This is a genomic window from Actinoplanes regularis (assembly GCF_900188005.1).
Classification (GTDB): Bacteria; Actinomycetota; Actinomycetes; order Mycobacteriales; family Micromonosporaceae; genus Actinoplanes; species Actinoplanes regularis.
Genome location: NZ_FZNR01000011.1, coordinates 46768 through 59398, shown reverse-complemented (window position 1 = coordinate 59398; position 12631 = coordinate 46768). Strand labels below are relative to the sequence as shown.

14 protein-coding genes are annotated in these 12631 nt (G+C 69.4%); 2 read left to right on the top strand and 12 right to left on the bottom strand.

Features of this window, described 5'->3' with window-relative positions; translation table 11 throughout:
• Nucleotides 1–121 precede the first annotated feature (121 nt).
• Nucleotides 122–571: an Lrp/AsnC family transcriptional regulator gene (locus tag CHC09_RS26500; RefSeq protein ID WP_089295920.1), complete on the bottom strand. Its 450-nt coding sequence runs from the start codon at nucleotides 569–571 to the stop codon at nucleotides 122–124.
• A gap of 213 nt (nucleotides 572–784) precedes the next feature.
• Here CHC09_RS26500 and CHC09_RS26495 point away from each other — a divergent pair, with 213 nt between their 5' ends.
• Entirely contained in the window at nucleotides 785–1060 is a 276-nt protein-coding gene (locus tag CHC09_RS26495) for a BldC family transcriptional regulator (RefSeq protein ID WP_089295919.1), read from the top strand.
• A gap of 11 nt (nucleotides 1061–1071) precedes the next feature.
• Here the strand turns inward: CHC09_RS26495 and CHC09_RS26490 are convergent, their stop codons facing one another.
• From CHC09_RS26490 to CHC09_RS26470, 5 genes are read right to left on the bottom strand one after another with little or no spacing between them, the layout of a single operon-like run.
• Nucleotides 1072–1689 carry a UbiX family flavin prenyltransferase gene (locus CHC09_RS26490; protein WP_089295918.1) on the bottom strand — a complete coding sequence of 206 codons (618 nt, stop codon included), beginning with the start codon at nucleotides 1687–1689 and terminating at the stop codon, nucleotides 1072–1074.
• 12 nt (nucleotides 1690–1701) lie between these two features.
• On the bottom strand, nucleotides 1702–2715 hold the full coding sequence (locus CHC09_RS26485) for a hypothetical protein (protein WP_089295917.1): 1014 nt from the start codon (nucleotides 2713–2715) through the stop codon (nucleotides 1702–1704).
• On the bottom strand, nucleotides 2699–3208 hold the full coding sequence (locus CHC09_RS26480) for a SigE family RNA polymerase sigma factor (protein ID WP_089295916.1): 510 nt from the start codon (nucleotides 3206–3208) through the stop codon (nucleotides 2699–2701). Before CHC09_RS26480 ends, CHC09_RS26485 begins: the two co-directional genes overlap by 17 nt.
• Nucleotides 3209–3239: 31 nt before the next feature.
• Nucleotides 3240–4130: a menaquinone biosynthesis prenyltransferase MqnP gene (gene mqnP / locus CHC09_RS26475; RefSeq protein ID WP_089295915.1), complete on the bottom strand. Its 891-nt coding sequence runs from the start codon at nucleotides 4128–4130 to the stop codon at nucleotides 3240–3242.
• Nucleotides 4127–5587 (bottom strand): menaquinone biosynthesis decarboxylase, encoded by a 1461-nt coding sequence (locus tag CHC09_RS26470; RefSeq protein ID WP_089296091.1) that lies wholly within the window; start codon nucleotides 5585–5587, stop codon nucleotides 4127–4129. Before CHC09_RS26470 ends, mqnP begins: the two co-directional genes overlap by 4 nt.
• A gap of 80 nt (nucleotides 5588–5667) precedes the next feature.
• Here CHC09_RS26470 and CHC09_RS26465 point away from each other — a divergent pair, with 80 nt between their 5' ends.
• Nucleotides 5668–6537 (top strand): hypothetical protein, encoded by an 870-nt coding sequence (locus tag CHC09_RS26465; protein WP_239138625.1) that lies wholly within the window; start codon nucleotides 5668–5670, stop codon nucleotides 6535–6537.
• Between the two features lie 6 nt (nucleotides 6538–6543).
• Here CHC09_RS26465 and ccsB read toward each other — a convergent pair whose 3' ends face one another.
• The 6 genes from ccsB to hemL all read right to left on the bottom strand — a co-directional run bounded on the left by ccsB (nucleotide 6544) and on the right by hemL (nucleotide 12597).
• Complete coding sequence (gene ccsB, locus CHC09_RS26460; protein WP_089295914.1) at nucleotides 6544–7512, bottom strand: c-type cytochrome biogenesis protein CcsB; 969 nt, start codon at nucleotides 7510–7512, stop codon at nucleotides 6544–6546.
• Nucleotides 7512–9137, bottom strand: coding sequence for a cytochrome c biogenesis protein ResB (resB, locus tag CHC09_RS26455; RefSeq protein ID WP_089295913.1), 1626 nt, complete (start codon nucleotides 9135–9137; stop codon nucleotides 7512–7514). Before resB ends, ccsB begins: the two co-directional genes overlap by 1 nt.
• The gene (locus tag CHC09_RS26450) at nucleotides 9134–9958 is read right to left on the bottom strand and encodes a cytochrome c biogenesis CcdA family protein (RefSeq protein WP_089295912.1); all 825 of its coding nucleotides are present in this window, start codon (nucleotides 9956–9958) and stop codon (nucleotides 9134–9136) included. The genes resB and CHC09_RS26450 overlap by 4 nt, the downstream gene beginning before the upstream one ends.
• A complete protein-coding gene (locus tag CHC09_RS26445; protein WP_089295911.1) occupies nucleotides 9958–10515 on the bottom strand; it encodes a TlpA family protein disulfide reductase in 558 nt (185 codons plus the stop codon). Before CHC09_RS26445 ends, CHC09_RS26450 begins: the two co-directional genes overlap by 1 nt.
• A 2-nt stretch (nucleotides 10516–10517) precedes the next feature.
• Nucleotides 10518–11174, bottom strand: a complete 657-nt coding sequence (locus CHC09_RS26440) for a histidine phosphatase family protein (RefSeq protein WP_089295910.1) — start codon at nucleotides 11172–11174, stop codon at nucleotides 10518–10520.
• Between the two features lie 73 nt (nucleotides 11175–11247).
• A complete protein-coding gene (gene hemL / locus CHC09_RS26435; protein ID WP_089295909.1) occupies nucleotides 11248–12597 on the bottom strand; it encodes a glutamate-1-semialdehyde 2,1-aminomutase in 1350 nt (449 codons plus the stop codon).
• Between the last annotated feature and the right edge of the window lie 34 nt (nucleotides 12598–12631).

Genomic DNA, 12631 nt, shown 5'->3' with positions numbered 1-12631 from the left:
CGGTCCAAGCGCCGCTTCCGGCACCGCTCCAAGCGCCGCTTCCGGCATCGCCGAAGGCGAAAGATCTTCCACGCGCGGGATCTAATCATGGCGCGTCGATGCCGGCCACCCCCGCCGACGGTCAGCCTACGCCGGGCTGCGGCCGGTTCTCCCATTTCGTCGAGAGGGCGATGGCGGTCCGGGTGGAGGCGACCCCGGGGGTGCGGTTGATCCGGACGATCAACTGCTCCAGCTCGGCGATCGTGCCGACCCGGACGATCAGCTGATACGACTCCACGCCGGCCATGAAATAGCAGCTCTCCACCTCGGGCATGGCCCGCACCGCGGCGAGCACGTCGTCGGTGTCGGCGCCGGAATCCTCGATGATGCCGATCAGCGCGGTGACACCCAGCCCGACCGCCTCGTGGTCGACGTCGGCCCGGTAGCCCCGGATGGTGCCCGCGGCTTCGAGCTTACCCACACGCTCGTGCACCGCGGGGGCGGAGAGCCCGACCTTGCGGGCCAGTTCGGCGTACGACGAGCGCGCGTTCTCCCGTAGCAGGTCGATCAGGCGGAGGTCGATGGAGTCCATGTCTGAAACCCTAATCGGGTGGCTCGCCGCTACTCACGCCCGGTAGCGGCGAATGGGGGGCAGGATAATGATCGTTGTCGCAATCGGGGCTTTTTCCGCATTTCACGGACTTGGTTCAGGGGCGGTGCTCTAATGGCTTTACGTCCCGATCGAGCATGCCGACACTCAGTGTGACCACCGGCCGCTCCAGAAAACAGAACCGAGGAGGGGGTTGTGGACACTGGAGACCGTCTGCTGACGCCGGGCGAGGTAGCCGCATTGTTTCGCGTCGATCCGAAAACGGTCACGCGCTGGGCTGCAGCCGGGCGTATCGGCAGCATCCGTACTCCGGGTGGACACCGCCGATTCCGCGAATCCGAAGTCAAGGCCCTTCTTGAGGGCGACGGCGTGATCGAGGAGATGCGCGAGGACGACGCGGCGAACAAGCCGCGCAACAACGGCCCGGCCAACCCGGGCGCGGGCTACGGCCCGCCGAACGGTCTGCGCTAACGCTCACTTCGCTAGCGTTCACCTAGCCGTCCGTTCCATCGCCGCATCAGGGTGTGTTCAACGCCCAGCGAGTCCAGCACTTTGCCCGCTATGAAGTCGACGAGTTGCCGTGCGGTGGCGTCTGCCCCGGACCCGTAGAAACCGGGGCTGGCCGGCAGCACCACCGCACCGGCGTCGTGCAGGGCGATCAGATGCTCCAGGTGGCTTCGGGTCACCGGGGTCTCCCGCGGCACCACCACGGTCCGCCGGCGCTCCTTCAGGCTGACCTCGGCGGCCCGCTGCAGCAGATCCTTGGAGAGCCCGATGGCGATCCCGGCACAGGCGGCCGTGCTGGCCGGCACCACCGCCATCCCGCGAGCCGGGTACGACCCGCTGCTCGGGCCGGCGGCCAGGTCACCAGCCGGCCAGTAGGCCAGATCGCCGAGGTCACGGCCCAGCCAGGCGGCGACGTCGTCCTTCCAGTGCGCGTCCCGGATCGTGGCACCGGTCTCGTCCAGCAGCGTCAACCTGGCCGCGCGGGAGACGACCAGGTCGACGGACTCACCGGCGTCCAGCAGGGCGGTGATGACCGCTCTCGCGTACGGGGTGCCGGAGGCTCCGGAGACGCCGACGATCCAGGGTTCGCGCATGCGTCAAGTGTGCTACTTGATACCGGTGAGCAGCGCCGAGGTGGGGAACGCCTCACCTGGGGTGAGCCAGGTGTCCCTGTTTCCGGGATCGGCGACGGTGGTAACGGCCTTGGCCACCTTCTCGATCTCCGCCATCGCCACGCGGGGCCCCTGCACGGTCAGGTGATAGCCACCGCCCACCACAACCTCGCACCTATTCCTGCCGCCACAGGTCAGCTTTTTCGGATGGGGCAGGCCATCCGGCCTCATGACGGTGATCGTGATGACGCCCGGGACGTTCACCGCGGACATGGCCGGAGTCTGGAGACCCGACGGCGTCCCGATATCCGACTCGGGCACGAGTTCCACCCAGGAGCCGCTGCTCGGCTCCCAGACCGTAACCAGTCGGTATTTCGCCGGCAGGTAGCCGACCCGCATCGCCACCCGCGAGGACGGCCCGCCTCCGGGCACGAAAGCGGTGGCGAGGCTCCGAAGATCCGCCCGGGAGATTATTTCGTCGGTCGCCCCGCGATGCCCGCTGGCCACCACGGCCAGCGCGCCGTCCGCGTATTCCCAGTGGAGCACGCTGCCCACCCAGTACGCCCGATGGCCGTTGATCGGCTCGGTGTCGGTGATCGGTCCCTCGCCCTTCCCGGGCTCGACACCGGGCTGGTAGGCCAGGATGAATCCCGCGAGATCGTGCGATCCGGCCGTGTAGATCTCCGCCATGTTGACGCCGAACAGCAGTCGATCGGGAGTGACCTGGTAGCCGGCCGCGCTGAAACCCCGGAACGAGTAGTCGTAGAACGACCCGACCGCGGACGGCGCGGGCGAGGTCGCCACCGGCGGGGTGGGGACGGCGGCCGGCCCCCGTGGCACGACCAGCGCCACCCCGGCCGTCGCCACCACCACCGCCACGGCGACCGCCCACGTCGCGGTCCGGCGATACCTTCTCCGGCGGCCCGCGGCCACCACGTCGTCGACGTCGTAGCGCATCGGCGGCGCGTCCGCCTTCGCCTCCCACAGCAGGTCAGAAAGCTGCTTCATGACGAGCCTCCAGCTCGGTACCGAACATCTGCCGGAGCGTGTCGAGACCCCGCGAGGTGTACACCTTGACGGTGCCCTCGGGGCACTTGAGAGCCATCGCGGTCTCCTGGACGCTGAGACCCTCCAGGAAGCGCAGCACGATCACGGCGCGCTGACGGGCCGGCAGATGGCTCAGCGCCTCGCGCATCCGGAGGCGGTCGTCGACGTCGTGCGTGCCGTCCGGCACCGTGCGGTCCGGCATGGCGTGGCTGTGCGCCCGCTCCCGCCGCCACCACGGACGGCGGGTCTCGTCGATCGCCGCGCGGACCACCGCCGTACGCGCGTAGGCGTCATGGTTGTCGATGCCGTTCCACTTCACGTACAGCTTCGACAAGGCGGACATCACCGCGTCCTCGGCGGCCTGCCAGTCGCCGCACGTGAGGAACGCCAGACCACGCAGCGGTTCCATCCGCGCGGCGACGAACGTCCGGAAGTCGGCCTCTCTATCGCTCACGCGGATAAGACGGAGGCGATCGTCGATCCGGTTACAGCAGGATCAGATCGAGCAACGCGAAGCCGAACAGCGCGATGGCGATGAAGCCGTTCGCCGTGAAGAACGCCCGATTGACCTTGGAGAGATCATTCGCGGTCACCACCACGTGCTGGTAGATCAGGCCGGCCGCGGTCACCGCGAGCCCGATCCACCACAGCCAACCCAGACCGACCAGCTGCCCGAACGTGACGAACAGCGCGAACGTGACCACGTGCGTGACCGTGGAGATGTGCAGCGCGGTCGCCACCCCGAACCGGGCCGGCGTGGAGTGCACACCGATCTTCCGGTCCACCTCCACGTCCTGGCAGGCGTAGATGATGTCGAAGCCGCCGATCCAGAGGCCGACCGCGACGCCGAGCACCCAGGCCGGGCCGGAGCCGCTGAACGTGCCGGTGATCGCCAGCCAGGCGCCGACCGGGGCGACCGCCTGGGCGAGCGCGAGCACGTAGTGCGGGAAGTTCGTGAACCGCTTCGCGTACGGGTAGATCACCAGCGGGACCACCGCGAGCGGCGACAGCACCAGGCAGAGCGGGTTGAGCAGGCCGGCCGCGACGACCAGGACCACCAGCGAGATGACCGCGCCGGTCCAGGCGGTCCGGACGCTCACCGCACCGGTGACGAGTTCGCGATTCTGGGTACGGGGATTGAGCGCGTCGATCTTGCGGTCCAGGATCCGGTTCGCGGCCATCGCGAACGTCCGCCCGGACACCATCGCGATCGTGACCAGCACCAGGTCGCCCCAGTGCCGCCCGCTACCGTCCCGGTCGATCGCGACCAGCGCCGAAAGGTACGCGAACGGCAGCGCGAAGATCGAGTGCTCGATCATGACCAGCCGCAGGAAGGACTTGACCTTCCCCGGCTGCTCCGAAGCGGTCGCTGTCACAGCCCGTATTCCTTCCACCGCTTGTCGACCAGCGAGACGACCTCCGGCGACATCACCATCTCCTCCGGCCAGCCCCGGGTGTAGCCCTCGGCAGGCAGCTTACGGGTGGCGTCGACACCCGCCTTGCCGCCCCAGAACTGCTGGTAGGACGAGTGGTCCAGGTGGTCCACGGGCCCCTCGGTGAGCAGCAGGTCACGGGCGTAGTCGACGTTGCCGAACGCGCGGAACGCCACCTCGTTGTAGTCATGGACGTCGCAGTCCTCGTCCACCACCACGATCAGCTTGGTCAGCGACATCAGATGGGCGCCCCAGATCGCGTTCATCACCTTCTGCGCGTGCTTCGGGTAGCGCTTACGGATCGACACGATCAGGCAGTTGTGGAAGACCCCGGCGGCCGGCATGTCGTAGTCGACGATGTCCGGAATCAAGATCTTGGCCAGCGGCAGGAAGATCCGCTCGGTCGCCTTGCCCAGGCCGTGGTCCTCCTGGGGCGGCTGGGACGTGACGATCGAGTGGTAGACCGGGTCTTTGCGCATGGTCATGCACTCGATGTGCAGCACCGGGAACGGCTCGACCGGGGTGTAGTAACCGGTGTGGTCGCCGAACGGGCCCTCGGGCAACCGCTCCCCGGGCTCCAGATAACCCTCGAGGATCACCTGCGCGTTCGCCGGCACCTGCAGCGGCACGGTCAGGCAGTCGACCATCTCCACCCGCTCGCCGCGCAGGAAACCGGCGAACAGGTACTCGTCGATGTCGCCGGGCAGCGGGGCGCTGGCCGCGTAACAGACCACCGGGTCGGCGCCGATCGCGATCGCCACCGGCAGGCGCTGCCCGAGCCGCTCGGCGACCGCGTGATGCGCGGTCGAGTCCTTGTGGATCTGCCAGTGCATGCCGAGGGTGTTCTTCGAGTGCTGCTGCAGCCGGTACAACCCCAGGTTGCGCTTGGCGGTCTCCGGGTGCTTGGTGTGGGTCAGCCCGAAGTTGTGGAAGATCCCGCCGTCGCCGGGCCACACCTGCAGGCCGGGCAGCCGGTTCAGGTCCACCTCATCGCCCTTGAGCACGACCTCCTGGCAGGGCGCGCTCTTCACCTTCTTCGGCGGCACCGACTTGAGCTGCAGCACCTTGGCGATGCCCTCCCGGATCCCGGACCAGCCGACCGGCAACTCCGGCTTGGCCAGCGCGCCGATCCGGTCACCGACCTCGTCCAGCGAGTCGACGCCGAGCGCCATCGCCATCCGCTTCTCGGTGCCGAACAGGTTGATCGCGACCGGCATCTCGCCGCGCGTCGGGTTCTCGAAGAGCAGCGCCGGCCCCTCCGCCCGGACGGTCCGGGTCACCACCTCGCTGATCTCCAGCGTCGGGTCCACCGGAACGGTGACCCGGCGCAGCTCACCGGCCTGCTCCAGGGCGGCGAGGAAGCTCTGCAGATCGGCATAGGGAAACCCACGAGACGCCATGCGCAACAGTCTGGCACCGTCGCGAGCCTCGCTCCCGGCCAGGTCCGTCACTCTTGATCCGCGCCTCGCGTTGAGGATTCGTGAAGCGGCGGAACGTTGCCCGGTGGTGCGCCCTGGTCGGACTCCTGGCCGGGCTCGCGGCCGCGGCCCCGGCGGTCTCCGCGCGGGCGGATCGGCTCCCGGTCTGCGGTGCTCCGGGACCGGCCTCCGGCAGGCCACCGACCGGGCCGGCTTCGGCGTCGGCGCCGGGTGCGTGCCGGGTCATCGCGCTGGAGTCCGCCGTACGTACGAGGAAAGCCCCCGGCTTCACCCCGAGCGGATACCACCACCTGGGCGCCGGCACGAGTGGCGAGTGGGGCGGGGTGTCCGGGCGCTACTCCGTGGTGGACAGCTCGATCCGGGCCGGCACCTACGACTTCATCGCCAGCCGATTCATGGTGAAACGCGACCTGGGCAAGGGGAACATCGCCTGGCTGGAGGCGGGCTGGGCGGAGACCGGGTGGCGGTCGCCGGGGCAGCCGCGCATCTACACGTACAACACGAACACCAAGGGCTGGCAGTTCTACGACCAGTACCCGATCAAGGCGGGCGACACGGTCTGGCTGGACCTGCACACCGACACGGATGGGGTCTGGCAGGCGTGGCTGTGGTGGAACGACCGGTGGAACCTGCTCACCGCGCCGAAGCTCCCGATCGGGGAGAGCGCGATGGTCGAGCAGTACGTCGAGGTGCACGCGGACGGCGGCAAGCCGGGCCGGATCGACGTGCCGCCGGTGAAGGCCGACAACGTGCAACTGCGCCCGGCCGACGGCGGTCCGCAGCGCTTCTGGCGTTCGGACGTAAGCACGCTGACCGGGGTCAGTCCAGGACAGCAGCAGCGCAAAGGCGGCTACTGCCTGGACTGGACGACTCGTTACGACACGTGGAGCGCGGGCGATTGCCCGGACTGAAAGCGGTCAGCCCGCGTTCGCGTACGAGTGCAGGCCCTCGAAGAACAGGTTGACGCCGAACAGGTTCATCAGCATCGTCACGAAGCCGAACAGCGCGATCCAGGTCGCCACACTCCGCTTGACGCTCGGGGTGGCCCGAGCGTGCAGGTAGGCCGCATAGACGACCCAGGAGATGAACGCCCAGACCTCCTTGGGGTCCCACCCCCAGTACCGGCCCCAGGACGCCTCCGCCCACAGTGGCCCGGCGATCAGCGCACCGAAGGTGAACAGCGGGAACGCGAACGCGTGCAGCCGGAACGTCAGCCGCTCCAGGGTCGCCGCCGACGCCGGCACCCGCTTGCCCAGCGTGTACGGGAAGCTCCGCTTGCCCCGGTCGTAGCCGCTCTTGACGAGGAACATCGCGGCCGGCACCGCACCGATCAGGAAGATGCCGGAGGAGATGATGATCGTCGAGACGTGCACGAAGAACCAGTACGAGTGCAGGGCCGGAACCAGCGGCGCGGGCGCCGTGTAGGCGAGCAGATCGGCCGCACCGAGCAGCACGACCAGCGCCAGCGAGGCGAAGAGGCCGAGATGCCGCAGAGCCGGGCGGCGCAGCAGCACACCCACCCAGACCGCCGACCCGACGAAGGTCGCCGAGAGGATGTACTCGTACATGTTGCCCCACGGCATGCGCTCGGCCGCGATACCCCGGGTGACCAGGGTGCCGGCGTGCAGCGCCAGGGCGAGGACGTTGACCGCGGCGGCGATCCGGCCGGACCACTCGCCACGATCCACCTTCGCCGGCGCCTTGACGACCGGCTCGACGACCTCGTCGACCGCGGCTCCGGCGCCGACCAGCTGTCGGGCCGGCCTGGTCGCCGCCTTGCCGATCAAGCTGCGCCGGCCGAACGCGTACTCACCCGCGTAGCAGACCATCGCGGTCAGGTAGGCCAGCACGGTCAGCGCCATGAGCTGGTTGGACAACTCACCCATCAGGGCGTTCCCTCCTCGGCGTGCCCGTCCTCGGCGGCGGGCCTGGTCAGCGCGGCGAACTCGGCCGCGAAGCCCGGATAGTCGGTTCGGGGCAGGCCACCGGCTTCGATCACGCTACCGCCGGTTTCCTGACCGTTCGCTGGAAGCACCCGGAACCAGACGCGGCGCCGGTGCCCGAAGAGCGAGAGCATCAGCCCGATCAGCCCGAGCACCGCACCGACCAGCAGCAACGACTGCGTCGGGTCATACCGGATGGAGAGCGTGGCGAACTGCCGGGTGCCGACGAACTCCAGCTTCGTGCCGTCGTCCAGGGTCAGGGTCTCGCCGGGGCGCAGCACGTACGGCCGCTCGCCGCTGACCTTCTTCAGCGCACCGCTGTTGATCTGGCCGCGGTCCAGGGCGTACACCGAACCGGTCTTGCCGACGTCGAGTCCCAGGTTCCCCCGGTACGCCGCGAGGTAGAGCACCGGGTTGTTCTCGGCGGGAAACTTCGAGGTGGCGCTGCCATCGGTGCCGCCGGTCGGCAGGTAGACGCCCTCGAACCCGACCTGGAGTTGATCGTCGCGCTTGTTCGTCGCCGGGTCGATGTTGACGTCCGGGAACTGGGCGACGCCCTCGCTGGTCTGCATGCCGTCGACGGGCAGGAACGCGACGACCTTCTCCTGGCTCACGCCGTACCGGTCGGTGTAGCGCAGCACCGGCGCGTAGCCCTGGCCGATCAGATGCACGTTGGCGTGGTGCAGCCGGAGCGGGTCGTTGACCGTGAAGCTCGCCTTCCGGTACGCCCCGGAGCCCTCCTTGACCTCGACCGTGGCCAGGAACGACTTCGCCTGGCCGGTGCTCTGGTAGGTGGCCTCGAAGTCGGTCATCCGCAGGCAGAACTTCGGCAGATCGGCGGCGGTCACCCGGGGGCCCAGCGCGGAATCGTCGTACTGCGTGATCGAGTTGCAGAAGCCCTGGTCCGCACCGGCCACCAGGAGCCGGTTGCCGTGCCAGCCGTACCAGTGCCCGAATCCGACGCCGATCAGCACCGCCAGCAGCGCGAAGTGGAAGAGCAGGTTGCCGGTCTCCTTGAGGTAGCCCTTCTCGGCCGCGACCGAGAACCCGCCGTCCGGCAGTTCCACCACCCGGGTCCGGAACATCTTGCGGCGCAGCATCCGGGCCAGGCTCTCGGCCGCCGCGGCCGGATCCTCCGGCCGCGCGGTCGCCGGGGCATGCTGCGGCAGACGGTCCATCCGCTTGGGAGCATCCGGCGGTACGGTCCGGAGCGCCCGCACGTGGTCTCGCAGCCGGGGCAGCACGCAGCCGATCAGCGAGGTGAACAGCAGCAGGTAGATCGCCGCGAACCAGGGGGACGCGAAGACGTCGAAGCCGCCCAGCCGCTCCACCCACGGCGCCAGCTGGGGATGCGCGGTGTAGTACTGCGACACCCGTTCCCGGTTCACCGCGTACTGCGGGAAGTAGGAGCCGGGGATCGCCGCGACGGCCAGCAGGAAGAGCAGCACCAGCGCGGTACGCATGCTGGTCAGCTGGCGCCAGGAGTTACGCAGCAGCGTCCAGAGCGGGTTCGGGCGACGCGGCGGTGGCACCTCGGCGGTCGCCGGACGTTCCTCCACGATGGTCACAACAGCGGCTCCCCACCGAGATCGAGGGTGCTCTGCAGCCAGGCCAGGAAGTAGAGCCACTGGCCGCTGACCAACGTGATGCCGACCGCGAGCAGCAGCAGGCCACCGATCCGGGTGACCCAACGGCTGTTGCGACGGATCGTCTTGAAGACCCCGATGAGCTTGCGGAAGAAGAGCCCGAACAGGATGAACGGCACACCCAGCCCGAGGCTGAAGGCCAGCGCCAGGATCACCGCGCGGTCGGTGCTGCCGGTCGTGGTGGCCAGGCCGATCACCGCTCCCAGCGTCGGGCCGGTGCACGGGATCCAGGAGAGCGCGAAGATCGCGCCGAACACCGGGGCGCCGAGCAGGCCGGCCGACGGCAGCTTGCTGATCCGGGCTTCCCGCTGCAGCCCCGGGATCCAACCGAGGTAGACCAGGCCGAGCAGGATGATCAGCACGCCGAGGACCAGGTTGAGCGTGTCCCGGTTGATCATCAGGGTGGAGACGAAACCGGTCACCAGCGTGATCATCAGGGTGAAGACCACCGAGAAACCGAGCACGAACAGCAGGCTGCCGGCCAGCACCCGGCTCTTCAGCGCGACGGTGCGACTCTTGGTGGCCGTGGCCACCCCGCCGCCCTCGCCGGTCGAGGCCGGGCGAGTGGTACCGATGGCCGCTTCCAGGTCCGAGCCGGCCAGGCCGGTCACGTACGAGAGGTAGCCGGGCACCAACGGCAGCACACACGGCGACAGGATGCTGACCAGGCCGGCGATCAGCGCCGCGCCGATGGCCAGCGCCAGGGGCCCGCTGGTCGCCATCTCCTTGAACGCGTCACCCATCAGCCGTTCCTCTCCGCCGCCACCCGTTCCACCAGGGGTTGCAGCTCACTGGCGGTGGTGGAGCGCCGCAGCGCGACCGCGATCCGGCCCTGACGGTCCAGGATGAGGGTGGCCGGCGTGCTCGTCTGGGTCACGTCGAACTGGAGCGCCACGTCGCCGTCGAAGTCGTAGATGCTCGGGTAGGTGACCCGGCCCTTCTCGAACGCCTTCGCCGCGTCCCGGTCGTCGCGCGAGTTGATCCCGAGGAACGTCACGTCCTTGGACTTGGTGGCCTGGTAGGTCTGCTCCAGATCGGCCGCCTCGGCGCGGCACGGCGCGCACCAGGAGCCCCAGAAGTTGACCACGACCACCTTGCCGCGGTCGTTCGCGACGTCGTAGGTCCCGCCGTCCAGCAGTTCGCCGGTCACGGCGCCGACCTGGTGCCGGTTCGCCGCGTCGCACTCCACCACGCCGTTGGTGGTCGTGCAGTCCTTCACCCAGTCCTCCCCGCCGCCGCAGCCGGCCAGGACACCGGCGGTGGTGGCCGCGGCGAGGGCGAGGCCGAGGAGACGGCGCACGGTCAGGCTCCCTTGGCGGTCTTGGCGGTGGCGGAGAGCGCGACCAGATGCGCGGCCGGCTCGGTGTAGTCGATGCCGACCACCTTGGACCCCTCGAAGCGGAACGAGGTCAGGCTGGCCAGGCCGCACTCCCGCTTGCGCGGATCGTGCCAGAGGCGCTTGCCCTCGACGTACCGCCGGAGCGTCCAGATCGGCAGCTGGTGGGAGACGCAGACCGCCTCGTGGCCCTCGGCGGCGACCCGGGCCGCCTGCAACGCCTCGAACATCCGCTGGGCGATCACCAGGTACGCCTCGCCCCAGGACGGGGTGATCGGGTCGCGCAGCACCCACCAGTGCCGCGGGTTGCTGAACGCGCCGTCGCCGACCGAGACCCGCTTGCCCTCGAAGTAGTTCGAGCTCTCGATCAACCGGATGTCGCTCGCGATGTCCAGCTTGAACTCGGCCGCGATCGGTGCGGCGGTCTCCTGCGCGCGCTCCAGCGGGCTGGCCACCACGTGCGTCACGTCCCGCCCGGACAGCGCCTGAGCGGCTGCCTTGGCCATCTGATGACCCAGCTCGGAGAGGTGGAAGTCGGGCAGCCGGCCGTACAGGATCTTGGTGGGGTTGTAGACCTCCCCGTGCCGGAAGACATGCACGGTGGTCTTGGTCGACTGGCTCATGCCGCTACTCCGCTTCGCTCCGTACCGTCCTGAGCGTTGACACCGAGCCCAATGGTGAGCTCCCTTCGGTCGCTCACGCCTGGCTCCCCGCTGCGGCTGCGGCCCGCGCGGCGTGTGACAGCGCGGCCGCGATCTGCTCCAGTGCCTCATCGTCGATCGCGGTCGAGACGAACCACGATTCGAAGGCGCTCGGCGGCAGGTAGACCCCGCGCGCCAGCATGTTGTGGAAGAACGCCTTGAACGCACCGGCGTCCTGAGTCTTCGCCGAGTCGTAGTCGACGACCTCGTTCTCGGTGAAGAAGATCGAGAACATGTTGCCCGCGTACGACAACCGGTGCGGCACGCCCGCCCCGGCGAGCGCCGCCGAGGCCAGGCCACCGATCGTGGTGGCCAGCTCGTCGAGGCGCTTGTAAACGTCCGCGTCCGCGAGTCGCAGCGAGGCCAGGCCGGCCGCGCACGCCAGCGGGTTTCCGGAGAGCGTGCCGGCCTGATAGACCGGGCCGGCCGGAGCGAGCCGGGACATGATCTCCCGGCGGCCGCCGAACGCCGCCGCGGGCAGGCCACCGCCCATCACCTTGCCGAAGGTGAACAGGTCGGCGTCGACCGGGTGCAGCCCGGCCCAGCCACCGGCGGAGACCCGGAAGCCGGTCATCACCTCATCCACGATCAGCAGCGCGCCGTGCGCGTGCGCGATCTCGGCGAGCTTCTGGTTGTAGCCCTCACGCGGAGTGATCACGCCCATGTTGCCCGGGGCGGCCTCCGTGATGATCGCGGCGATCTGGTCGCCCTCGGCCGCGAAGGCGGCCTCGACGGCGGCGACGTCGTTGTACGGCAGCACGATCGTCTCCGAAGCGGCGGCGCCGGTGACGCCGGGCGAGTCGGGCAGACCGAGCGTCGCCACACCCGACCCGGCCGCGGCCAGCAGCGCGTCCACGTGACCGTGGTAGCAGCCGGCGAACTTCACCACCTTCGACCGGCCGGTGTACCCGCGGGCCAGCCGGATCGCCGTCATGGTCGCCTCGGTGCCGGAGTTGACCAGCCGCACCTCGTCGATGGCCGTCCGCCGGACGATCTCCTCGGCCAGGTCGACCTCGCCCGCGGTGGGCGTGCCGAAGCTGGTGCCGAGCGCGGCAGCGGTCTGCACCGCCGCGACGATCTCCGGGTGGGCGTGGCCGTGGATCAGCGGGCCCCAGGAGCAGACCAGGTCGACGTAGCGCCGGCCGTCGACGTCGGTCAGCCACGGACCGCTGCCCTGGGCCATGAATCGGGGCGTGCCGCCGACCGCTCGGAACGCACGCACAGGTGAATTGACCCCGCCGGGAACGATGGTCTGGGCGCGGTCGAACAGGGCCTGGGAGACCGGGGCGTCCTCCGGGTACGGAAGACCCGCGGTGGGATATGTCGTGGTCACAGCGGTTCCCATTCTGTCAGCGAGCACGGGCGCCAATGTTGAGAGG